Genomic DNA, 22,579 nt, shown 5'->3' with positions numbered 1-22,579 from the left:
AATAAATATTTTTATATATAAATGGGAGTAGTAAAGTATCAAAGCATTAGGTCATCCATCCTGATTTATTTAGGCTTTGCAATTGGGGCAGTCAATATGTTTGTGTTTCCCCATTTTTTTTCGGGTGATCAGTTTGGTCTGACCAGGATGCTGGGCGATATTGGCGTAATTATGGTGCCCTTCTGTACTTTCAGCACTGGTCCTATGCTAAACAAGTTCTTTCCCTATTATGCCGGTCATCTGCCGGAAAAAAAGAATGATCTGCTGGCCTGGGTATTTTTAATAAGCGTGATAGGGTTCCTGCTGTTTGTAGCCGGCACCTTTATATTCAAAGGCCTTATCATTAAAGCCTATATAGAAAAATCGAAGCTGTTTATAGATTACTTTTACCTGCTGTACCCCTATGTTTTCGGGATGGTCATGTATGCCGTTTTTGAAAACTATAGCTGGTCCAGGCATCAATCTGTGGTTTCCAACTCAATTAAGGAACTGGGCATACGTATAATGACCAGCGTACTGCTGGTACTTTATATCCTGAAATGGATCAGTTTCGACGTTTTCATGTGGGCATTCAGCTTACTGTACATCGCAGGGGTGATTGCCCTGATCATTTACCTGCAACGTAAGCATCTTTTCTTCCTGAATTTCAGCATCAGCAGCGTTACCCGCAGGTTCGGAAAAAGAATGGCTACTTTCTCGCTCTCCATCATGTTTGCCTCAGTGTTTATCATTGTTGCCAATAATATCGACGGTATTTTCATTTCCAGTTTAAAAGGGCTGGACCAGGCAGGTTACCTTATGATAGCCACTTATATGGGAATGATGATCCAGGTGCCGCAGCGCAGTATCGCCTCCATAGCTACGCCGGTGATGGCGCAGGCCTGGAAAGATAAGAATATGGAGAAGATTGATGAGATATACAAAAAGTCATCTATTCTGCAACTGATAGTAGGCCTCTTTATCCTGCTGGTGATCTGGCTGAATATCGATAATATCTACCATTTCATGCCGCCGGCTTATGCCAGCGCCAAATACGTGGTGTTATACCTTGGTATTGCCAAAGTAATAGATATGGGAACCGGGGCAAACCAGCAGTTGTTGTCCACTTCCCGTTTATGGCGTTTCGAGTTGACCAGCGCCATGGTACTGGTATGCATGTCTATCCCCCTGAACTATTTCCTGATCAGGGAATACGGCGCTGTAGGTTCCGGTTATTCCAACCTGATCTCCATGTTCACCTTTAATACCATCAGGTATATATTTATCTGGAAACGTTTTGGCCTGCAGCCATTTTCGTTTAACACACTGAAAGCGATACTGATAGGGTTAGCCGCTTACTTCCTTTGCCGCCTGTTGCCGGAGATAAACAATGTTTTCGTGAGCATTTTTGTTAAGGGCAGTTGCTTTACGGTGCTGTATGCAAGCGGAATAATGTTGTTCAGGGTGTCTGACGATGTTTATTATACTTCTTTGAGCATTCTCAACAAGGCTAAAAATATTATTCTCAAAAAATGACATTTTCGATGAAAAACCGGCTTTGTATTGCTAGTCCCAACCTGGCGGCATATTCAGAAACTTTTATTCGAGACCAGATAAATTATCTGCAGCCTGATTTTTTAATATATCACGGTAATTATCCAGTTAAATCAAAGGCTGGCGATTGGAAGCTGTCTTTTCCTTTCAATGTAACATTAATAAGGGGAATAGTGAGGCGGATTTTTCCCAGATTATTTCACATCTCATATACCAATTCGCTTGCTGCTTATTTGGTTAAGCACAAAGTCGGAATACTGCTTGCGAATTACGGACCGGTTGGAGTATCGGTTGTTGATGCATGCCAGAAAGCAGGAGTAAGGCTCATTGTTCATTTTCATGGTTTTGACGCCTACGCTTTTGGTACCATTGCTAAATATCAGCATGCATATAAAAACATGTTTAGCGTTGCAGAACGGATAGTAGCGGTATCGACAGAGATGAGGGAAGAGTTGATAAAATTAGGCGCCGCACCCGGTAAGGTGGTTTTTATTCCTTATGGTATTAATCAGGAAAAATTCACCAGCACAGATCCGGCCGCCAACGGGCCTTTACTGGTCAACATAGGTCGTTTTACTCCTAAAAAAGCGCCTGATCTGCTGATCAAAGCGTTCAGAATAGTGAAAGATGCGGTGCCGGATGCCAGGCTGGTAATGGTAGGCGAGGGAGAGTTGTTTGAGGAAGCGAAAACCCTGGCGGCTTCCTTGCATCTTTCTGATGATATTACGTTTACAGGAGTGCAAACATCTGAGCAGATCGTTACATTACTGCACCAGGCAAGAATATATGTACAACACTCATTACGGCCCGCCAGCGGCGATTCTGAGGGAACGCCGGTAAGCATACTGGAAGCCTGCGCCTGCGGCTTGCCGGTGGTAAGTACCCGTCATGCAGGGATTAAAGATGCAGTGATCAATGGCCAGACCGGCTGGCTGGTAGCAGAAGGAGATTATAAGGGAATGGCTGAGAAGATTATTGAATTGCTGAAAGATCCCGCAACCTGCCGGCGAATGGGAGAAGCCTCGCGCAAGTGGATGGCGGAGGCGTATGATTTTAAGAGTCAGATGAAGAAGCTGGAAGAGTTTATAAAGGTATAACTTTCGGAGCCTTATTGCTTTTCCTGTTTTACCTCCCACCGGCCATTAACGATTGATTCCAAAATAAAAATGTGATGGATCGTTAGACCCATCACATTTCAACAGAACGCCTGCCTGTTTATTTACTGATATTACCTTCAAATACCAGCGTAGCGGGGCCGCATAGCCAGATGTTTTCAAAAGTGCGTTCGCCGGTTTTGGTGAATTTTACTTCCAGTTGGCCGCCCAGTGTTTGTACCGGTACGGTATATGTTTTTTCTTCTTTGCCGGCGAATGTCAGCGCAGCGGCGGTAACGCCGGTACCGCAGGAATAGGTTTCATCTTCCACGCCTCTTTCATAAGTGCGAACAAAGATGCCATCTTCGAATTTTTGTACGAAGTTAACATTGGTGCCTTCTGCTGCGAAGCGGTCGTTGTACCGGATGCCGCGGCCTTCGTTAAATACATCTACCGCCTGTACGTCTTCCACATATTTTACAAAATGAGGAGAGCCGGTATTCAGGTAATAGTACAGGGGACCGTGTTCTACTGTGTCCACATCCTTCATTTTCAGGTTAACCCAGCTGTCGCCGTCGATGGTTGCGGCATGTTCGCCGTCAACCGCGATGAAATAGAAATTGCCGTCGCCAACGCCCATTTTATGAGCGAATGCAACAAGGCATCTGCCGCCGTTGCCGCACATGGTACCTTCGCGGCCATCGGCGTTGTAGTATTTCATGGCAAAATCATAGTCTTCGCTTTTATTCAGCAGCATCAGGCCATCTGCGCCTATCCCGAAACGGCGGTCGCAGAGTTCATTCACCTGTTCTTCTGTGAGCCAGTCGTATTCGCCATTCCGGTTGTCCATGATAATGAAATCATTGCCGGTTCCCTGGTATTTATAGAAGTGGATATTATTCATGCTGTAAAGATAAATGATAAAAGGATATTCTTATAGCGTAGCGATAACAGACAATCCTTTTTCGATCAACGCGGCAACTGCGGCGCCTCCGTCTTTACTGAACTCTTTGCGGATTCGATTGGCCACGATAGCGCTGATGGAAAGGCATTCGTGTCCCAGTACCCTGCCAAGGCCGTAGATGGCGGATGTTTCCATTTCGAAGTTGGTGATGCGTTGAGACTCGTAATTGAATTTTGTAAGATTATCTATCAATCCGGGGTTCGACAATGGTCCTCTTAGCATGCGGCCCTGCGGAGCATAAAATCCCGGGCAGGTAACGGTAATGCCTGTATGAAAACCGTCTTTAAACAGTTCGCTCAATTGAGTGGAAGCTGAAAAAATAACAGGTGATGCGCCTCCGTGCTTCAAGGGGATCTGTCCGCGGAAGGCCTCCAGCAGGCTGCGTTCGGCAGGAGTGGAGTCAAATTCATAATAGGCCATCAGGTTATCTAAACCCAGGCCATGGGAAGATACTACGAAGCTGTCGACAGGAATATCTTCCTGTAAAGCGCCGGAAGTTCCGAGCCTGATGATTTGCAGGGAGGTGAGCGATGGTTTCACCAGTCTTGTCTGGAAGTCTATATTCACTAATGCATCCAGTTCATTCAGCACAATATCGATGTTGTCGGTACCTATACCGGTAGATACGACAGAGAGTCTTTTATTGCCAATATAACCTGTGTGAGTTACAAATTCGCGGTGTTGGAATTTACCTTCTATTTTATCGAAGTGCTTACTTACTGCACCTACTCGGTCGGGGTCTCCAACGGTAATGATTGTTGAAGCGATTTCATCGGGTCTGACATCCAGGTGATAGACTGCACCTCTGTTATTGATGATCAATTCTGATTCGGCAATTCGATTTTCCATGGCATATTTGTTTAAATTCACTAATCACTTTTTCGCTTTCAGGTTTCAATATTCCTACGTTCTGCCCTATTATCAAAATATTTTTTTAGATATTTTTTAAATAATATTTGGTGGTAATGAGAAAATTACTACTTTTGCAATCCCACAAACGAAGGAGACACAGGCCAGTGGGGCAATTGAGCCGGTGTTAAGAATAAAAAAATGGTTTCGTGGCCGAGTGGCTAGGCAGAGGTCTGCAAAACCTCGTACAGCGGTTCGAATCCGCTCGGAACCTCGAAAAAATGGTAGAAAAAGTCGCTGGTACAGCGACTTTTCTGTTTTTAGCAAGTTGCCTTTCTTTGTTTTCCTGCAATAATTTCTTCACAACCCGGCAACGCAAAAAAAGATCGTCATTTTAGGGCAAAAAATAAACGGGGTTGATACCCCGTTCGTCTGATAACCCAAAATTTATTAGTTAAGTACAGAAATGTGGATTCACATTTTGCGTCTTAACCAATTAAGGTAAAATGAATCAATAGTATATACGGAAGTACAAAACTTATGGATTTATACCAGCCCGGGTATTACGTTACCCAAGGGACCGTTAACGCTGCATAGCAACTAACTGTGCTGCCAGTACCAGTAAGGTCATGCATAACCGGCAGTAAAAAGAAAAATGGCTGAGTTGATGAAAATATTACCAGAATACCTTATATTGCATACCCCGTATAAGACTGGAGGGAAGAAGCAAGCATGAAGTTTTATCCATGATCTATCGAATACAATAACTAATCATAAGATATCAAGCGACAAGTCGCCCAACATAATGCAAGCAAAGAGCCTTCTGAATACGGAAGGCTCTTTGCGTTTTATATACATCAAAAAAGGAGGGGTTATGACAGAGATAATTAAGATAACCGCCGAAGACGACCAACACCTGGAACAGGTGAAGTTGCTTTTCCGTGAATATGCCAACTGGTTAAGTGTTGATCTTAGTTTTCAACAATTTGAAGAGGAACTGGCAAATTTACCCGGAGTTTATGTGCCGCCAACCGGGGCATTGTTTTTAGCGACAGTAGATGGGCAGATTGCCGGCTGTGTAGCTATCAGGCCATTTGATAACACAACCGCTGAGATGAAGCGTTTATTTGTGAAGGATCAGTTTAAAGGCCATGGAGTAGGTAAAGCATTAGCTAATACCGCTATTATAGAAAGCAGGAAATTAGGCTATAAGCGAATCATACTAGACACACTCGCCCACATGAAACCCGCTATTGAACTGTACACTTCTCTGGGCTTCCAGCCAATTGCCGCGTATTATGATAATCCGATCAGCGATGCTGTATACCTATCATTAAATATAGAGAAGTGACCGGCACCACCGGGGTTTGCGGATTTTGGTACCTGGAATTGCAGCAATAATATTCCACAACCCCATTTTTCCAAAATCCACAAATCGGGTGATCTCCTGTTATAGTTGCCTGATCCAGATATTTCTGAAGCTTACAGGGTTGCCATGGTCCTGTAACACGATAGATCCTGCGCCATGTTTTTTGTATGATGGCTTGCCAATATACATTGTAGGGCCGTCCAGCTCTACATTGTTCTGAACCAATACCCCGTTCTGTAAAACAGTTGCACGGGCCGGCGATTTCAAAGATCCATCGTTATTGAACCTTGGCGCCGTCCAGATCACATCATAAGTTTGCCACTCGCCCGGCTTCTTGCAGGCATTCACCAACGGGATCCGTTGTTTGTAAAAACTTCCTGCCTGGCCATTGGAGTAGGTCCTGTTATTATAGTTATCCAAAACCTGCAGTTCATACAGTTCCTGCATGAAGATGCCGCTATTGCCGCGGCCTTGTCCGTCGCCCTTTACTTCGGCAGGCGTACGCCATTCGATATGCAGCTGGAAATCTTCGAACTGTTGTTTGGTTTTGATAATACCGCCGCCGGGTTTCACCGTCAATACCTCGTTTTTAACTTCCCATTTAGCCGGTTCGCCGTTTTCGGCTGTCCAGCCATTGAGATTCTTTCCATCGAACAATACAATGGCATCAGAGGGCGGCGTCAGGGTGAGGGTACCGGGGGTGATCACCTTTGGCACCGGTTCCCATACTTCTGTGTCTTCCGGTTTGTTTTGTGCGGTTGCAGCCAGCGTTAGCAATGTGCAGGCTGATAGTAGTAGCTTACGCATGTTCTATTCTTTTCTTTATACAGTCAATTATGCGTTGATAATAGGCAGTTTGTAACCATTATGATATTGGGCGGCGAGCAACTTGTTGGCATCGCTGTCTGTAAATTTGCCTGCCTTCTCATCCCAATAAACTTTTTTGCCTGTGCGGTAGGCAATGTTACCCATCTGGCTGGTAATAGCTACCAGGGCGCCTACTTCTACCGGTGCGTGTATGCTGCTGAAGTCGCGCGATTTGATAGCTTCGGCAAAGTTAATGGTATGCATGTCAAGCCCGTTGTCGACCGATTTCTGGCGTTCTACTGCTTCCATTCTTCCTTTCTCAGGGATCACTTCCCAACCGCCACGATCCAGCACCAGGGTACCATTGTTGCCGATAAAGGCAATGCCGTGGTCTCTTCCATAGTTGCCGCCCGATATACCTACGGCCTGTTCCCATTGAATATTGTAGCCATCAAATTCATAAACGGTGGTTAAGGTATCCGGTGTTTCTGCGGCGTCGTTAGGGTAAGCAAACTTTCCGCCGGCTGCCATTACGGATCTTGGCGCGGTAGATTTCATGCCAAGCAACGCATAATCCAACAGGTGTACACCCCAGTCGGTCATTAAGCCGCCTGCATAATCCCAGAACCAACGGAAGCTGAAATGGAAACGGTTTTCATTGAACGGACGATTGGTAGCAGGGCCTAACCAGGATTTGTAATCTACTCCCGGAGGCGGTGCGGTGTCAGGTTTTACCGGTACAGAATTCATCCAGCCCATGTAAGCCCATGCTTTCACAAGGCGTATCTGTCCTAACTTGCCTGAATGTACGAATTCGATAGCATCGCGGAAGTGTTTCTGACTGCGTTGCCATTGACCCACCTGGACTACCCGGCCATATTTCTTTTGCGCGGCAACCATGGTGCGACATTCAATGATCGAATTACCCATCGGCTTTTCTACATACACATCTTTGCCGGCCGAGCAGGCATCTGTCATTTGCAGGCAATGCCAGTGGTCAGGAGTCCCAATCACTACCGCATCAATATCTTTGTCTTCCAGTAATCTACGGTAATCGCTATACGCTTTTACTTTAATGCCCTTCTGCGCCAATTCTGCTACCCGTTTGTCGAGCACATTTTTATCGACGTCGCAGAGTGCAACACATTGCACTCCCGGCACTTTCATCAGGGAAGTCAGATCGGCCCAGCCCATACCATTGATGCCGATAGCACCAACATTCAACCTGTCGCTGGGGGAAACAAATTTAAGAGGTAATGCTTGTAAGGAACCAGGAAGTGCGGATACAAGTCCGGCCCCTGCCATCAGCGTAGACGCTGATTTAAGGAAGTTTCTGCGTGAGTTGTCCATTTTGTGGAATTTTAGGGTACAAAATATAAAAAAATATCTTCCCTTGCAATGTTGCACGCAAAGACGCAAAAGAGGCAAAGAGGCATAAGATATTTTTTTAAGAAAAATAAGAAAGCAAAGGAGTTGACGATTGTGCTATAACATAATCGTCAACTCCTTTGCTTTCTTAAAATTCGCTCCGGTCAAAACTTCTTATGCCTCTTTGCCTCTTTTGCGTCTCTGCGTGAAACTACTCCTCGTCTTCTTCGTTGCTCAGGCTGAAGTTCATCATGGTGCCGAGGAGGTCGCTGAAGCGGGTTTCGTTCTCCACTACTTTTTTGCTGATAAGCGAGTGGGCGGCGAGCCCGTGCAGGACGAATTCCATCAGGAGCAACGACTCCTTGTTGTTAGCTTTGGGAAAACGGGATTTAACCAGCTCTTTCAGCCCTGTCACTTTATTGAGTGAAGTTTCATATTGTTTGTCGCTGATATCCTGCAGCATTTGCAGGCTGTTGCCCTGGTCGAACCATTGAATAACGGTCCTGTACGGGTTTTCAGAAGGAGCGCTTTGTCTTTTCTTTTTGAAGGTTTCCGGGTTAGGGAAATAGGTAGTGAAAAGAGTGCGGATAGCTTTGTCTAACAGGTTATGCGCTACCTGTAATGGTCCTTCCTGTTCTCCTTCATATACCAGTTCTATTTTGCCGGTAATAGCTGGAATGATGGCCTGCAGGTCTGCAATGCGGACCTGTGTTTCTTTTTCTTTATTGATGATGGCCCGTCTTTCACCGGCGCTCACGGCGTTTTCGAACGCGGCGATGGTCAGCCTGGCTGACACCCCGCTTTTCTTGTCGACATACTCGCTGTTCCTGGCTTCAAATGAAACCTGTTCTATGAGCCGTTTTACCATGTCGGCCACCTGCACTTTACCTACCTGTTCTTCATGGATATCCGCTTCCTGTTCGGTGATGAGGAGGGAATGCTCGATGGTTTTAGGGTAGTGGGTGATGATCTGGCTTTCTATCCTGTCTTTCAGCGGCGTAACGATAGACCCCCTGTTCGTATAATCTTCAGGGTTAGCGGTGAATACAAAAAGTATATCCAGCGGCATCCTTACTTTAAAGCCACGGATCTGTATGTCGCCTTCCTGGAGGATGTTGAACAGGGAAACCTGTATCCTGGCCTGGAGGTCGGGCAATTCGTTGATCACGAAGATGCCGCGGTTAGACCGGGGGATGATACCGAAATGGATCACTTTTTCGTCAGCAAAACTGAGTTTCAGGTTGGCTGCCTTGATCGGGTCGATGTCGCCGATCAGATCGGCCACTGAAACGTCGGGCGTCGCCAGTTTTTCTCCGTACCTGGCGGTTCTTGGCAGCCAGGTGATGGGCGTGTCATCGCCTTTTTCCGCGATCAGATCGCGGGCGTAACGGCTGAGCGGATGGAAAGGATCGTCGTTCACTTCGGAGCCTTCCACCACGGGAATATATTCGTCGAGCAGCTCTGTCATCTGCCTGGCCATCCTGGTTTTAGCCTGGCCCCTGAGGCCCAGGAAAAGGATGTTGTGGCGGGAGAGCAGCGCCCTTTCGGTGTCGGGAATAACGGTGTCTTCGTACCCGATGATGCCGGGAAAGGGATTTTCTTTTGATTGTAGTTTTTTGATCAGGTTCCTTCTGACTTCTTCCTTTACTGAAACTGGTTTATAACCACTTTTCTTAAGCTCGCCTAAAGTTTTTATGTTCGTATTCATCACTGTTGTTTACTGATTAAAAGAATTTCCTTTTCCCGCTTTCAAAGTCGCGGAAGAGGAATTGACCCAGTTTTTCTGTGCCGGAAAAGAATGCTTTACCGTTGTTTGTTTCTGTAAATTCCTGTACAAATTGTTGCAGCCAGGGGTCGGTCGCCACCATGAAAGTGGTGATCGGGATTTTAAGTTTTTTACACTGGGCGGCCAGGTTGAGGGTACGGTTCAGGATCTTCCTGTCGAGTCCGAAGCTGTTCTTATAATACTGGGAGCCGATCTTCAGGCAGGTCGGTTTTCCGTCGGTGATCATAAAGATCTGCTTGTTGGGATTGCGTCTGCGGCGCAGTAGATCCATGGCCAGTTCCAGCCCTGCCACTGTGTTGGTGTGAAAAGGTCCTACCTGCAGGTAGGGGAGATCTTTGATTTCGATCTGCCAGGCATCATTTCCGAAAACGATGATATCGAGGGTATCTTTCGGGTACCGGGTGGTAATAAGTTCGGCTAATGCCATTGCCACCTTTTTGGCCGGCGTGATCCTGTCTTCTCCATATAAGATCATGGAGTGGGAGATGTCGATCATAAGCGCCGTTGATGTCTGCGTTTTGAAATCAGTTTCTTTGACTTCGAGGTCTTCCTGGCTGATGGAGAAGCTGTCGATACCATGATTGATCTGCGCATTCCTGATGGAGGCGGTAATATCCAGCTGGTCTACGCCATCGCCGAATTCGAATGGCCGGGTTTCGGCATTCAGTTCGTCTCCCATTCCGGATTTGCGGGTATTATGGCTACCGGAGGTAGCTTTCTTCAGTTTGCCAAAGATTTCCTCTAAAGCGTTTTTACGGATGGTCTGTTCTGTTTTGCCGGTGATCTCAATGTCACCGCTTTCCTCATTTTCGCGGATATAGCCTTTTTCCTTTAATTCCTGGATAAAATCGCCGATCCCGTATTCCTGATTGGTGAGGTTGTATTCCTTGTCCAGCTCCGTAAGCCACTGCAGTGCTTCTGCAACATCGCCACTTGTGTAGGTGAGTAGTTGAGTAAACAGGTCCAGTAGGCGCTGGAAAGGAGATTTGCTGTTGTCGTCCGGGTTAAACCTGGAAAATTGGATTCCTCTCATAGCACTTCTTCTCCTTAAATTTAGGACATTTAAAGGAGATACAATTATACCGCTTATCCATCAAAACGAGAAAAAGGGCTTGAAAACTTGCATTTTATTCTGAAACCTAGTACTTTCAATCATTCAAAAAATAACTATATGAAAAAATTGAGAAATGCATTCTTACTGGCTGGCTTGGTGATGGCATTGTTTGCGAAGACTACCCTCGCACAGAGCAGAGCAGATGCATTGGGCTGGAAGCTTGGTGCGCAGGCCTGGACTTTCAACCATTTTACATTAGCTGAAGCCCTGGACAAAATGGATAGTTGCGGGATCATGTATGTGGAAGCATTCCCGGGACAGACAATTGGCGGAGGCATCGAAGGGAAATTCGACTATACCATGCCGCCTTCTCAACAGGAAAAAGTAAAAGCATTATTTAAGAAGAAACACAAAGTGCTGGTAGCATTTGGCGTAGTAGTTCCGGGTTCTGAAGCAGAATGGCGTACCCTGTTCGATTTTGCCAACAGGATGGGTATACAGGTGATCACTTCCGAACCACAGGAAGAGTACCTGGACCTGATCTCTTCGCTTTGCGATCAATACCAGATCAAACTGGCGATCCACGATCACCCGAAACCAAGCAAATACTGGAACCCTGACGTCGTACTGGCTGCCGTGAAGAACCGGAGCAAATTAATGGGTGCATGCGCCGACATCGGCCACTGGGTTCGTTCCGGCTTAGACCCGGTTGAGTGTATCAAAAAGCTCGATGGCCGCGTAATGAGCCTTCACTTTAAAGATCTGAACAACAAAACTCCTGACTCTCACGATGTGGTTTGGGGTAACGGTGTTTGCCAGATCTCTAAAGTACTGGAAACCTTGAAAGCACAGAAGTTCAAAGGTCTTTTCTCTGCTGAATACGAGTATAACTGGGATAACAGCGTTCCTGAAGTTAAAGCCAGTGCAGCATATTGGAGAACAATGGTCAGCAACCTGTAAGACCGGGAAATATTTTTTTGCAGAAGAGGATGTCCTGACGGGCATCCTTTTTTATCTTCTTGATTGTTCTCCTGTAATCATCCTTCCATCCTCTTCTGCAATCACTTTTCTTCCGGCATCCTTCCAATTCCCTTCCTTTCATCTATCTCCGGTTCTTATTTCTCTTTAATCATCTTCCCTTCATCCATCTTTCCCCAGTCTTTCTTCTTATTATTCTCTCTTCCCGCAACATCCCAAAAAGCAAAAGGCCCGGAACAAGTTCCAGGCCTTTCGACAATTGCATTCAATTTTATTTTCCGGAATCAGCAGGATGTTGCCCGCTGTCTTCCACATGAATTAATCCTTCATTATTATTCTTTTTCGCTCCGGACCCGAAATCCTGTTTCATTTGATGCAACCAGGCAATGAACTGTTGTGCATTCTGGCCATCGCGTTGCAGGTCTGAAGTCATCCTGTTAGCAGGCAATGAGCTGTAGTAACGAAGCTGCTGTTCACAGTCTTTGATCACTTTAGCGGCAATTTCGTCTGCTTTCTTCGTATCTCCGGCCATATAATATGCGTAGATGGTTTGGAGAGAAGTATAGTTGTGCATGTTACCGGGACTGGTCATGGCGTAAGGGAAGTTCTGTTCAAGAACGTTTTTGTCCATATAGTTCAGAACTTTCAGTGCGCTGTCTTTAGACTTGCCTTCCTGGGTCATGGCGATAGACAATTTGGTATATGCCTGACGGAGGTACATGATCATTTTGCGGTTAGGCTCATCGAAGTAGGTACCCGGAGTCTGGGCGCCGCCAAACTCGAATTTATGCATCAGGTTATCGTACATTACCGGAACATTGGCATTGATATCCATGCCCAGTGGATCTGGAGCTGTTGCTTTAGGCAATGGCACCAGGTGATAAGCCAGACCGTCGGTTTGGAGGTAATCGTTCAGGCCAAGATCAGAAGGACTGGTAAAGTAGATAGGTCTTTTCCAGTTGTTTGTTGCAATAATGTCCAGCAGCGCCAGGTCATTTTTGAACAGGATATTCTTAGTGATCTTGAATTGTACGGAAGATAAGATCCTTGCACTGTCTTTAGGACTAACCACGCCGTTTTTCAGTACATCTTCCTTGTTTACCGGGATGTACAACTGGCGGGTAGGCAGGAAGTTTTCGGTACCGTTGCCAACAGAGGCCTGGTTGTTAGGATCATCGCTTCCCATGAAGTCCATGATCTCTTTCAGGTTAAAGTACCTGTCGGCAGGGATATTTCCCGGATCGAAGTAACGGATGTAATTCCTGTTTTCACCTTTATATTTATCCGGGCTCCACGACATTTCGATGGCCGGGCTTTCGTTCACTGCTTTACGCATTTGATCGATATACCAGTCAACACCGAGGAGGCTCAGGTTAATTACGCGAACATCCGGGCGGATGCCTTCCACTTCCTGGGCGTACCAGAGCGGGTAGGTATCGTTATCGCCCACTGTGAACAGGATGGCGTTCTTCTGGCAGGATTCCAGGTAGTCTTTTGCCACGTCCCTGGCTACATACTTGGTAGAACGGTCGTGGTCATCCCATTCCTGGAAGCCCATCAGCACCGGAACTGCCAGCAGGCAGATGGCGGTTGCCAGGGCAGGAGTGAAGCTGCCTTTGATCTTTTTCTGCAGGAAGTTATATACTGAAAGTACGCCTAAACCGATCCAGATAGCGAAAGCATAGAAAGAACCTACGTAGGCGTAGTCACGTTCCCTTGGCTGGTTGCCGGCCTGGTTCAGGTAAACCACGATGGCAAGACCTGTAAAGAAGAACAGCAGCGATACGATGAGGGTATCTTTCCTGTGCTTGTTGTATTGGAAGAAGAAGCCCATCAGTCCTAAGATAAATGGTAGGAAGAAGAGCGTATTATGGGCTTTATTGTCTTTCAGGCTGTCAGGCATCATGCTCTGATCGCCATAAATAAAGTTATCGATGAATGGAATACCGGAGATCCAGTTACCATCTCTCACGTTTCCGTAGCCCTGGGTATCGTTCTGTTTCCCGGCAAAGTTCCAGAGGAAGTAGCGGAAATACATGAAGTTCACCTGGTAGCTGACGAAGAACTTGATGTTATCTACAAATGATGGCTTTTCGCCCTGTTGCAGGCCTAACCAGGTGCGGTAGAACTCTGCGTGTCCCTGATCGTTGCTGGCATCCCAAACGCGTGGGAAGAGCATCATATCAGACGGATCGTACACAGGCTCCATCTTTTTACCTGATATTTCATATTTCTTGGCGCCGCGGGCGTAGATGTTAGCGCCTTCTTTCCAGGTAGTAGGCGTAGCGGTGAACACCTGGCCATATACCAGCGGGAAGTCGCCATACTGCTCACGACCCAGGTAACCTACCAGGGAAATTGGGTTGTCTACATTGTACATATCTACAGATGGGTTGGCGGTAGAGCGAACCATTGTAGTAATATAAGTGGAGTAACCCAGGAGCATGAAGAGAACGAAAGAAATAGTAAGGCGGCTGAAATGCGCGGTTTTACCGGCTTCCAGTTTAACCCCCACTGTTTTCAGCAGGTAAGGTATAGCTACGAAGAAAGCAGCCAGTACGATCTTGAAGAAAGTAACGGTGCCGCTGGCGTCGTTGAATGCAGGAACAACAATGATGGTAGCAATGACGATGAACGGTGCATAGAGGCCGAATTTAGGTTTCCTGTAACCGATCACCAGCAGGGCTACTATCAGTGCGAAATAGAAGATGAAACCTGAAAAGAAGCCCAGGCCCAGGGAGTTCACGAAGAATACATCCATGTAGCCGGATGCTTTAACAGTATCCTGGATGAGGTATTTCTGGATGATACCGGTGATACCGCAGCCAATTACGAAAGCCCAGAAGGTTCCCCAGCCGGTAGCTTTGTATTTCCTGAAGTAGTATACCATTACCATAGCAGGAATGGTCAGGAGGTTGAGCAGGTGTACGCCGATGGATAACCCGAGCAGGTAGCCGATCAATACGATCCAGCGGTCGGCATAGGGCTCGTCCGCTTCATGCTCCCATTTCAGGATGGCCCAGAATACAATGGCAGTGAAGAAAGACGACATGCCGTATACTTCACCTTCTACAGCAGAGAACCAGAAAGAATCGGAGAAAGTATAGGCTAATGCGCCAACAATACCAGCGCCCATGATGACAGTCAATTTCTCTCTGGAAATTTCTTCACCAGGTTTTACCATAATACGACGGGCAAAGTGGGTGATTGTCCAGAAAAGGAACAGGATAGTGAATCCACTTGCCAGCGCTGTCATAACGTTTACCCCCAATGCCGCCTGTGAAGGGGAGAGGAACATGGTAAACAATCTTCCCAGCAGCACGAATAATGGTGCGCCCGGGGGATGGGGAATCTGAACTTTGTATGCACTTGAAATAAACTCGCCGCAGTCCCACAAACTGCCTGTTGCTTCCATTGTTTTGATGTAAACAAAACAGGCAATGATACAAATGACCCAGCCGACCAGGTTGTTGGTCCTTTTAAAATTCATAAGGTTGTTTTAAGGTCCGACAAAAATATAAAAAACAGCAAATTATGCTAATCTGACGAAGAGTTTTAACTTTTTATATATATCTTTTTCGCGGTGTTTGATTAAATTCCGCGTATCGCCCACCTGTTTTGTATTTAGGACGCATTAAAAAAATATTAAAAAGCTATGGATTTTAAAGGCTTACCCGTTTATTTACCGCCCAGGCGGCGGGTTTGGCGTTAAAAAGCACCTTGGTAGCCGCCCAGGTCTGGCGGAACAGGTCTGACTGCCTGTAGTTTTCGAGTGCTTCTTCGGAAGTCCACTGGCTGAAGGTGAACCAGGTATCTGAGCTTTCGTGTTCCCAGAGCTCCAGGTGCAGGCATCCGGGAAAATTCCTGATAAGGGTTTGTTGTTGTGCGAACAGTTCCCGGAATTCCGTGACCTTATCGGGTTGGAATTCCATTTTAACGATACGGTTGATCATTGAAAAATAATTCTGACAGTTTGGTAGTATGATAGTTGCTGGAAGCCGGTAGGCTGGGTAAGCTGTTCCCTTTTAAAGCCCTGCAACCCGAACAGGCCGGCAGCATTGCCTTTATTGATCGCTATTTCCAGGTAGCCGGCGGCGTTAAAGAGGGCCAGTTTGGCGCCTTCCGGGACATCTGCATAGGTTTCACTGATCTGGCTGATCACTTCATTTCGACGGAACAGAATGCGGAAATGCCTGTTTTTACATTGCTGTATAAACTGTTGCTTGGTGATGTTCACTACTACATTCTCGAAACTATCGATATGAATGATCTGTCCTTCTATGAAATCGTCGCCCACCAGTGGCTGGAGATTATGTTTCACCTGTATCTGCTGGGTTAACGGTCCCAATTCTCCCAGCGCCCTTCCTTTACTCAGTTCTCTTGCGGCAGCTGCCAGTATCTGGATAATGGTAAAAGTATTTTTCGGAGCGTCTGGAGGGAGGGGAAGTTTGATCACCCTTTCCGGCATGCCGCCGGCGATCATGGTGAGTAAACCGTTATCGGCGCACCCGATGTACTGGCCGTTGTGTTCAGCAACCAGTACATGGTCAGGCCTTCTATCAAAAAGATTGATCAGTACGAAGTGAAAAGTTCCCAGCGGGAAGTACGAAAAAGCACTTTTACAGATATAGGTAGCCTGAGGAAGATTGAATGGGCTGATATGATGAGTAATGTCCGTAACATGACATTCCGGGCAGATCTGCCAGAGCTGCCCTTTGATGGCACCTACCAGGTAATCCTGCATTCCTATGTCTGATGTTAGTGTGATGATGGACATGCCAGAAAATCTAAATACTCAGTTCAAACCGTTTCACTTTGCATAGCAAGTTATTGGGCGCTACCTAACCAAAAAAGATGCCACGGGAGACTTAATTGATTCATCCAATTGCAAATAACGTCAAAAATTAGCTTGCAGCACATTTTCATTTACACTTTTTTACGCTAACGTAAACGGCTAAGTATTGCAATGGTGAATTAGTTCAACGGAGATCCCGGTTCTTTTTTGAAATGGTTATAAACGATTCCGTCCAGCAATCCCGGAACCAGTTTGCTTAACAGTACTGTTAATTTACCCTGGCTGGTCAGCACTAAAGTACGTTTGCGTTTAGCGATCGCTTTGTTGATAGCTGTTGCTACTGCTTCTGCCGTCATGAGCTTACCTTCGTCCAGCGGCGTTTCCGACTGTGCTTCCCCGTTAGGGTTAAGGGCGGTGTTACGTATATTGGAAGCCGTGAACCCGGGGCATACCCACATTACATTGACGCCGGTATGCAGGTTTTCTGTTCTCAACGCTTCCAGGAAACCCTGCATGGCAAACTTGGATGCACTGTAGCCGGTACGGGCGGGGAGGCCCCTGTATCCGGCAATGGAAGATACGCCAACGATGGTTCCTTTGTTTGCCAGAATAGAAGGGTAGGCATATTTAGTACAATATACCGTTCCCCAGAAGTTAATATCCATCAGCGATTTGAGGACTTTCAGATCGAGGTCCCTGAACAGGGCGCGCATGGAGATACCGGCATTGTTCACTAAGATATCGATCTTGCCAAAGCGTTGCAGGGATGCATCAATAAAAGCTTTGCAATCGGCTTCCACGCTTACGTCTGCAACGAAGGTAAAGAGGTTATTGCTTTTGAATTCCCGGTGCAGTTCATCGAGCGCGGTTTGTTTACGACCGCATACGGCAACGAGTGCACCATTAGCTAAACTATCTGCTACCAACGCTTTTCCTATCCCTGAAGATCCTCCGGTAATAACAACTACCTTATCCTGGAAATATGTTTTCATGGGTAAAATTTAATCCCACAAAAATAGGTGAGAAGATGATAGTAACATCATTTTTATTGGAAGCATTTATGAGATTATAGGGCTGTAATGCAGTGTTGGAGGGAGTTTGAGAATTTTTTTAATAAAAATTTGGTAGGAAAATAAATATTCCTATTTTTGCAACCGCTTAACAGCAAGGGATTCCGTAGCTCAGTTGGTAGAGCAATACACTTTTAATGTATGGGCCCTGGGTTCGAGTCCCAGCGGGATCACCACCAAGAGTAAAAATAGATACTCTTAAGTAATTAAAGCCTTGTAGAATCTGATTCTACAAGGCTTTTCTGTTTTTTGTTGTAAAGTTTTGTAAGGTTAAATAAGGATAGAAAAGTGAGCGTTGCGGTTAGCAGAATAATGAATAAATTGTGCTAACCTACACTGGCCTGAAGTGCTTATCTGTATTGTGTTTGACTAATGTTAAGTGAAGTCAGGATGAGTGAAGTTGAAACAAAATTGGTTAACTTAAAACAGGTTTTTTATGATGAAAGGTCATTTAAGTTTTTCTATCTTACTATGGCTTAACAGGAGCCGCTGCAAAAACAACAAACCCGCTATCTATCTCCGTCTGACTGTAGGAAACAAACGCGCCGAACTCTCCACCTATCAGTATGTAAGCCCTGAATTATGGAACGCTGAGGGGCAATGTGTGAAAGGTAACTCCGAAGAAGTTAAAGCCATCAACCGCCGGTTAATCACCCTAAAATCCGAACTACAGAAGCATTACAGCCTATTGGTGACAAGCGGAAAACCGGCAACAGCGCAGGCTTTGAAAAATTCCTTTCTGGGTATTGTGGAACATAAAAGGACATTATGTGAAGCTATAGACTTCCATAACAAGCGATTCGGGGAGAAGGTGAAGGCAAAAACCAAATCGGCAAGAACGCTCAAACGCTTTGAGATCACGAAAGACAAGATAGTGACTTTTCTTAAAAACTATTTTCATGTGTCAGATATGCCTTTGGGGGAAATCAAATTTTCATTTGCCCCGGATTTTGAGCATTATCTCACTACTACTGAAAAACTGGGTAGTAACACAGCTATGAAATATGTAAAGATTTTAAAGCAAATGCTCAAACTTGCGGTAGATCAGGGTTGGTTATCTGCTAACCCTCTTGGCGGCTTTAAGTGTAGCTATGTAGACCCGCAACGGGAGCGGCTTACAATGGATGAAATTATGACCTTGTATAACAAGGAACTTATTCCGCGATTGGCCGAAGTGCGTGATATTTACCTGTTCTGCTGTTTTACCGGCTATGCTTACACTGATGTACTGTATCTTACGACAGACAACATTATTACGGGTATTGATGGTGAAAAATGGATAGTAAAGGAAAGAGCGAAAACCCTGACCCCGGAACGTGTGCCGCTTCTACCTATCGCGCTGGAGATAATAGAGCGTTATAAGAATAGTCCGTATTGCCAATTATATGGCCGTTTATTGCCTGTAAATAGTAACCAGCGGTATAATGCCTACCTGAAAGAGATAGCAGGTATATGCGACATTAAGAAGTATTTAACGACCCATACGGCCCGCCATACCTTTGCTACCACCGTAACACTGGAAAACGATGTGCCGATAGAAACTGTAAGCCAGTTATTGGGACATAAGAGTATCCGCACCACGCAGATTTATGCGAAAATTACCCAACAGAAAGTAAGCAATAACATGCGGCTTTTACGTAAACGCCTGTTTGGCGAAGGGGTGGCATTACAGAAGCGGAGCGTTTAACCTGGTATCGCTGCCGCGGGCTTGCGCCTTATGAACAAATGTTTTTGCAACGGTGGACTACTACCGTGCTTCAGTAGAAAACATTTGTTCATAAGGCGCTTTTACTTTCCACAATTAGTAGCAGATTATTATTGCGTGGGCTTTTACGGTTGATACATTTTTTCCATTTCTTCTCTATAGTATTGCTCTATGGTATCAGCATAGTCCGTATATTTTTGAAATACAGCAGCCGTGTATGCCAGCAAAGTTTCAACTTCTTTTAGTAGTTCATATACTTCTAATATATTAACGGTTTCGCTATGTTCGAATGAATCTTCCTCCTTTTTGTCGACGGGGTAGCGAAAGGCGTCGGAGTCCTTATCCAGTTTATCAAAAATGGTTGTAAGTTGATCAAGTTTCGCAAAATAATTGTTAAACTCGTCTATCTCGCCTTTGTCAACTATCACACCATTCTCATTTTTAAGATTTTCTATTGTTTTTAGAATATGGACTTTAAATGCATCTTGTAATGGTTTAAGATGGTGAGTATTCGCCTTTACGTGATTATTAACTTTGGAGTATTTTTTGAAATACCTAATATTAGCTTTTAATCCCAGTTCAAGACATTGTCTTACTAAAAACATTATCGGATATGCTATAGTATCAACTGATGATTCTTTTTCTTCAACATGGTTGATTAATACGCCAACTGCTCTTATATAGCTTCCAAAATAGCTCATAAAAGATTGATAATAACCAATGTATGCTTCGAATTTTGCTTTCTTTACTTTATCATTCATAAATTTTGCTTTGATCTAAGATATTAAAAAAATATCTTAGATCAATGTTTTAGCAATTAACACGCGTGTTTGAAGATGTCGTGGAGATGGTATAGGTGGCGTCGCCACCTATACGTTGAGAATGGGTGGGGCAGCTATGCTGGCCCCACCCGTGAAGATTGAAAGGGCTGCCTTCGGCATCCCTTTCGCGGACTCGAAACGGGCTTCGCTCCGTTAGCGAGCGGTGTTTTTGCTGCGCAAAAACCGCTCGCCCCTTCGCTCCCGTTGGTCGCAAAGGGGATGGTGCGGAGATAAAAGCGGAGCTAGTACAGTCGGCGTTGCCACCTGTACGGGGAGATAGGGCAGGGCAGCAAAGCTGCCAGCCCGCAAAGATTTAAGGGGAGGGGCGGGCGCTGGTGAAAAGAAAACAGCCACTGCGTTCGCAGTGGCTGTAGATTTATAATAAGCTAATCTATACGCTATTTCTTTGTCTGCTGCTTACTTTGTAGCAGATCATTTTTTTCTTTTTCACTGGCCAGCAAGCGCTCATACAATTCAATAACCTTATCCAAAGGGTTAAAAATACATTGAAAATTAAAACCACTTTGATCATGAAATGTATTGACGAAATTATTGGCCACTTCCTCACTAAAGTTCTTAATAGCTTCAGGAGTTACCTTCAGTACTTTCGCTACCTGTTCCAATATTTCCAGTTCAACTGTTTCCTTCCCTTCCAAAAGAGAAATTTTCTTTTGATTCCAATCGCTGCCTAATTCAAATGCTAAACCCTCCTGCTTCAGGCCGAGCATTTCCCGGAAACGTTTAATATTCCTTCCTTCGTGTACTTTATTGGGCATATCAGTGTTTATCATAGTTACAAATATAAGGTTTTCAGAAATGCTAAAATATGGAATATCTGGCATAAAATACCTATATAATATGCGTTTTTCTTTCTGAAAGTAGATGTTTAATATATTGAATATGAGGTGGTTATTGTGTATTATTTGGTAGTTGTAAAATCAAAACTATGGAGCATGCAGAAGAAATCCTCTATATACCCCCATTCAATGGGGAATGATTAAAGCTACTAATAAGTGATACGCTAGACTGGTCTTCTGACCTATCGGTTTTCTCAATAGGGAAAAATAGTATATTTACCGTCTAATTAATATATGATAAATTTTTATTAAAATATATTTTTATGATATATGAATTTCCGACGGAGAATGATAGATTCTTTGTACCTGATTCAGGAGTGCAAAAAACTTATGCATCAATAAATCGTACAAAAGGACTTAATAATGATAATGCCTTGTTATTTATAGGAGAAGGTTATCAAAGCGCGTCAATCATTTTGCTAAATGAAATTATTGAGAATCACAATGAGGATTGGATGAAGATCGATAGCCTTATATATCCTATTCTCTTTAGTTTTCGTCATTATTTGGAAATTGTAATAAAGGATACTCTTCGTAATCATAAACTTATTTCAGGGGACACTTATAGCGATGAAATTGGATTCCCTCCAGATCACGACCTTTTTAAGTTATGGGAGAGGCTGAAACCGTATTTAGATAAAACATACGAACATTCAGATACTCATCCTGCGCAGATGACTGTTTTAGAGAAGCTAATAACAGAATTTAACGATGTAGATAAAGGCTCGTACTCGTTTAGGTATCCTTTTAATAGACCTCAAAGAAATAATGATGATATAGTGTTTTCTCTTGAAGCGATGACTATTAATTTATTAAACTTGAAATCTACGTTCGAGAAAATGATTTTTTTGCTTGGTTCTATTAATGAGCATTCAAAGGTTTTGCTTGATATAAAGCAAACAATATAGGATTATAGGTGATGGCCAATTTTGTATTGTTTATCAAATGTTACTTATCTTTGCCTATCACTACTCCTGACTATATCGGTTATACGTAATCAGGTTAGCGTCATGGTTAGCAAAAATGCTCACCACTATCAAACACAGATTTTACAAGGCATTGCGAAGATAAAGATGATCCCAGCGGGATCACTACAAGATTATCAAAGGAAATTAAAGCCGCTTAAATCGTAGGATTTATGCGGCTTTTCTGTTTTTATGATAAAAAGATAAATCATAAAAAACGAATGGATCAAGTTGAATAATTGGGGGATTAGGTAAAAATTAAGCATATAGTTTGGTTAACCTGTAGAGAAAAAATTCAACGTCCCGTACTCCTCTGAGTGCATTTCTGAAGGACTTTATCTTGGCATTGAAAGATTCAGCAGCGGCGTTAGTTGCCCGGTTATTGAAGAAGTTGAGAATACCTAGATAATGAGTTCTCATAGTCCTGGCAACAGTTTTAAAAGATAATATTCCTGCTTCTTCTACGTCGTTATACCATAGGGCTAATTTTTTGAATGCATCCTCTTTACATTTACAATTTCTGTAAATTTCACCCAGTCGCAGGGATAGTTGGTAGGATTTATG

At 44.5% G+C, this 22,579-nt stretch carries 19 protein-coding genes and 2 tRNA genes; 8 read left to right on the top strand and 13 right to left on the bottom strand.

Features of this window, described 5'->3' with window-relative positions:
- Positions 1–21: 21 nt before the first annotated feature.
- The gene (locus BLV62_RS26640; RefSeq protein ID WP_089765970.1) at positions 22–1,515 is read left to right on the top strand and encodes an oligosaccharide flippase family protein; all 1,494 of its coding nucleotides are present in this window, start codon (positions 22–24) and stop codon (positions 1,513–1,515) included.
- Positions 1,512–2,630 carry a glycosyltransferase gene (locus BLV62_RS26635; RefSeq protein ID WP_089765968.1) on the top strand — a complete coding sequence of 373 codons (1,119 nt, stop codon included), beginning with the start codon at positions 1,512–1,514 and terminating at the stop codon, positions 2,628–2,630. The genes BLV62_RS26640 and BLV62_RS26635 overlap by 4 nt, the downstream gene beginning before the upstream one ends.
- Positions 2,631–2,748: 118 nt before the next feature.
- Here the strand turns inward: BLV62_RS26635 and dapF are convergent, their stop codons facing one another.
- The gene (gene dapF / locus BLV62_RS26630; RefSeq protein ID WP_089765966.1) at positions 2,749–3,531 is read right to left on the bottom strand and encodes a diaminopimelate epimerase; all 783 of its coding nucleotides are present in this window, start codon (positions 3,529–3,531) and stop codon (positions 2,749–2,751) included.
- Between the two features lie 30 nt (positions 3,532–3,561).
- A complete protein-coding gene (locus BLV62_RS26625; protein WP_089765964.1) occupies positions 3,562–4,440 on the bottom strand; it encodes a nucleoside phosphorylase in 879 nt (292 codons plus the stop codon).
- A 203-nt stretch (positions 4,441–4,643) separates the two neighbouring features.
- Between BLV62_RS26625 and BLV62_RS26620 the strand changes: the two genes are divergently transcribed.
- Together BLV62_RS26620 and BLV62_RS26615 are read left to right on the top strand one after the other, a co-directional pair.
- Positions 4,644–4,714 (top strand) — tRNA-Cys (locus BLV62_RS26620).
- Positions 4,715–5,314: 600 nt separating this feature from the next.
- Positions 5,315–5,791, top strand: a complete 477-nt coding sequence (locus tag BLV62_RS26615; RefSeq protein WP_089765962.1) for a GNAT family N-acetyltransferase — start codon at positions 5,315–5,317, stop codon at positions 5,789–5,791.
- Positions 5,792–5,890: 99 nt separating this feature from the next.
- On the opposite strand, the gene BLV62_RS26610 is transcribed toward BLV62_RS26615, so the two are convergent.
- The 4 genes from BLV62_RS26610 to BLV62_RS26595 form a co-directional block, all read right to left on the bottom strand.
- Positions 5,891–6,616, bottom strand: a complete 726-nt coding sequence (locus BLV62_RS26610) for a 3-keto-disaccharide hydrolase (RefSeq protein ID WP_089765960.1) — start codon at positions 6,614–6,616, stop codon at positions 5,891–5,893.
- A gap of 27 nt (positions 6,617–6,643) precedes the next feature.
- The gene (locus tag BLV62_RS26605; protein ID WP_089765958.1) at positions 6,644–7,966 is read right to left on the bottom strand and encodes a Gfo/Idh/MocA family protein; all 1,323 of its coding nucleotides are present in this window, start codon (positions 7,964–7,966) and stop codon (positions 6,644–6,646) included.
- A 229-nt stretch (positions 7,967–8,195) separates the two neighbouring features.
- A complete protein-coding gene (locus tag BLV62_RS26600) occupies positions 8,196–9,692 on the bottom strand; it encodes a sigma 54-interacting transcriptional regulator (protein WP_089765957.1) in 1,497 nt (498 codons plus the stop codon).
- Positions 9,693–9,708: 16 nt separating this feature from the next.
- Positions 9,709–10,803 (bottom strand): vWA domain-containing protein, encoded by a 1,095-nt coding sequence (locus BLV62_RS26595; protein WP_089765955.1) that lies wholly within the window; start codon positions 10,801–10,803, stop codon positions 9,709–9,711.
- Positions 10,804–10,941: 138 nt separating this feature from the next.
- Here BLV62_RS26595 and BLV62_RS26590 point away from each other — a divergent pair, with 138 nt between their 5' ends.
- Complete coding sequence (locus BLV62_RS26590; protein WP_089765952.1) at positions 10,942–11,784, top strand: sugar phosphate isomerase/epimerase family protein; 843 nt, start codon at positions 10,942–10,944, stop codon at positions 11,782–11,784.
- A gap of 289 nt (positions 11,785–12,073) precedes the next feature.
- On the opposite strand, the gene BLV62_RS26585 is transcribed toward BLV62_RS26590, so the two are convergent.
- The 4 genes from BLV62_RS26585 to BLV62_RS26570 form a co-directional block, all read right to left on the bottom strand.
- On the bottom strand, positions 12,074–15,292 hold the full coding sequence (locus BLV62_RS26585; protein ID WP_089765949.1) for a glycosyltransferase family 117 protein: 3,219 nt from the start codon (positions 15,290–15,292) through the stop codon (positions 12,074–12,076).
- A gap of 172 nt (positions 15,293–15,464) precedes the next feature.
- Positions 15,465–15,755 (bottom strand): putative quinol monooxygenase, encoded by a 291-nt coding sequence (locus BLV62_RS26580; RefSeq protein ID WP_089765948.1) that lies wholly within the window; start codon positions 15,753–15,755, stop codon positions 15,465–15,467.
- Complete coding sequence (locus BLV62_RS26575; protein WP_089765946.1) at positions 15,752–16,579, bottom strand: SAM hydrolase/SAM-dependent halogenase family protein; 828 nt, start codon at positions 16,577–16,579, stop codon at positions 15,752–15,754. The genes BLV62_RS26580 and BLV62_RS26575 overlap by 4 nt, the downstream gene beginning before the upstream one ends.
- A 197-nt stretch (positions 16,580–16,776) precedes the next feature.
- Positions 16,777–17,589 carry an SDR family oxidoreductase gene (locus BLV62_RS26570; protein ID WP_089765944.1) on the bottom strand — a complete coding sequence of 271 codons (813 nt, stop codon included), beginning with the start codon at positions 17,587–17,589 and terminating at the stop codon, positions 16,777–16,779.
- A 178-nt stretch (positions 17,590–17,767) separates the two neighbouring features.
- On the opposite strand from BLV62_RS26570, the gene BLV62_RS26565 reads away from it, so the two are divergent.
- Both BLV62_RS26565 and BLV62_RS26560 read left to right on the top strand, forming a co-directional pair.
- Positions 17,768–17,843 (top strand) — tRNA-Lys (locus tag BLV62_RS26565).
- A gap of 260 nt (positions 17,844–18,103) precedes the next feature.
- Positions 18,104–19,354, top strand: a complete 1,251-nt coding sequence (locus tag BLV62_RS26560) for a site-specific integrase (RefSeq protein WP_089765943.1) — start codon at positions 18,104–18,106, stop codon at positions 19,352–19,354.
- A gap of 143 nt (positions 19,355–19,497) precedes the next feature.
- Here BLV62_RS26560 and BLV62_RS26555 read toward each other — a convergent pair whose 3' ends face one another.
- Positions 19,498–20,133: a hypothetical protein gene (locus tag BLV62_RS26555; RefSeq protein ID WP_089765941.1), complete on the bottom strand. Its 636-nt coding sequence runs from the start codon at positions 20,131–20,133 to the stop codon at positions 19,498–19,500.
- 458 nt (positions 20,134–20,591) lie between these two features.
- A complete protein-coding gene (locus BLV62_RS26550; protein WP_307725934.1) occupies positions 20,592–21,035 on the bottom strand; it encodes a helix-turn-helix transcriptional regulator in 444 nt (147 codons plus the stop codon).
- A 278-nt stretch (positions 21,036–21,313) separates the two neighbouring features.
- Here BLV62_RS26550 and BLV62_RS26545 point away from each other — a divergent pair, with 278 nt between their 5' ends.
- Complete coding sequence (locus BLV62_RS26545; protein ID WP_089765937.1) at positions 21,314–21,958, top strand: hypothetical protein; 645 nt, start codon at positions 21,314–21,316, stop codon at positions 21,956–21,958.
- A 315-nt stretch (positions 21,959–22,273) separates the two neighbouring features.
- Here BLV62_RS26545 and BLV62_RS26540 read toward each other — a convergent pair.
- The coding region (locus BLV62_RS26540; protein ID WP_139170409.1) for a transposase at positions 22,274–22,579 on the bottom strand (306 nt) is incomplete at its 5' end.

The organism is Chitinophaga terrae (ex Kim and Jung 2007) (assembly GCF_900107795.1).
GTDB classification, from domain to species: Bacteria; Bacteroidota; Bacteroidia; order Chitinophagales; family Chitinophagaceae; genus Chitinophaga; species Chitinophaga terrae.
This window is presented reverse-complemented; position numbering and strand designations above follow the sequence as displayed.

Bases quoted from the DNA above. Each gene is read 5' to 3' on its own strand.
- BLV62_RS26575 (WP_089765946.1), bottom strand. From the start codon at position 16,579: ATGTCCATCATCACACTAACATCAGACATAGGAATGCAGGATTACCTG.
- BLV62_RS26555 (WP_089765941.1), bottom strand. From the start codon at position 20,133: ATGAATGATAAAGTAAAGAAAGCAAAATTCGAAGCATACATTGGTTAT.
- BLV62_RS26615 (WP_089765962.1), top strand. From the start codon at position 5,315: ATGACAGAGATAATTAAGATAACCGCCGAAGACGACCAACACCTGGAA.
- dapF (WP_089765966.1), bottom strand. From the start codon at position 3,531: ATGAATAATATCCACTTCTATAAATACCAGGGAACCGGCAATGATTTC.
- BLV62_RS26570 (WP_089765944.1), bottom strand. From the start codon at position 17,589: ATGAAAACATATTTCCAGGATAAGGTAGTTGTTATTACCGGAGGATCT.
- BLV62_RS26560 (WP_089765943.1), top strand. From the start codon at position 18,104: ATGATGAAAGGTCATTTAAGTTTTTCTATCTTACTATGGCTTAACAGG.
- BLV62_RS26585 (WP_089765949.1), bottom strand. From the start codon at position 15,292: ATGAATTTTAAAAGGACCAACAACCTGGTCGGCTGGGTCATTTGTATC.
- BLV62_RS26610 (WP_089765960.1), bottom strand. From the start codon at position 6,616: ATGCGTAAGCTACTACTATCAGCCTGCACATTGCTAACGCTGGCTGCA.
- BLV62_RS26640 (WP_089765970.1), top strand. From the start codon at position 22: ATGGGAGTAGTAAAGTATCAAAGCATTAGGTCATCCATCCTGATTTAT.
- BLV62_RS26605 (WP_089765958.1), bottom strand. From the start codon at position 7,966: ATGGACAACTCACGCAGAAACTTCCTTAAATCAGCGTCTACGCTGATG.
- BLV62_RS26635 (WP_089765968.1), top strand. From the start codon at position 1,512: ATGACATTTTCGATGAAAAACCGGCTTTGTATTGCTAGTCCCAACCTG.
- BLV62_RS26545 (WP_089765937.1), top strand. From the start codon at position 21,314: ATGATATATGAATTTCCGACGGAGAATGATAGATTCTTTGTACCTGAT.
- BLV62_RS26600 (WP_089765957.1), bottom strand. From the start codon at position 9,692: ATGAATACGAACATAAAAACTTTAGGCGAGCTTAAGAAAAGTGGTTAT.
- BLV62_RS26550 (WP_307725934.1), bottom strand. From the start codon at position 21,035: ATGCCAGATATTCCATATTTTAGCATTTCTGAAAACCTTATATTTGTA.
- BLV62_RS26590 (WP_089765952.1), top strand. From the start codon at position 10,942: ATGAAAAAATTGAGAAATGCATTCTTACTGGCTGGCTTGGTGATGGCA.
- BLV62_RS26595 (WP_089765955.1), bottom strand. From the start codon at position 10,803: ATGAGAGGAATCCAATTTTCCAGGTTTAACCCGGACGACAACAGCAAA.
- BLV62_RS26625 (WP_089765964.1), bottom strand. From the start codon at position 4,440: ATGGAAAATCGAATTGCCGAATCAGAATTGATCATCAATAACAGAGGT.
- BLV62_RS26580 (WP_089765948.1), bottom strand. From the start codon at position 15,755: ATGATCAACCGTATCGTTAAAATGGAATTCCAACCCGATAAGGTCACG.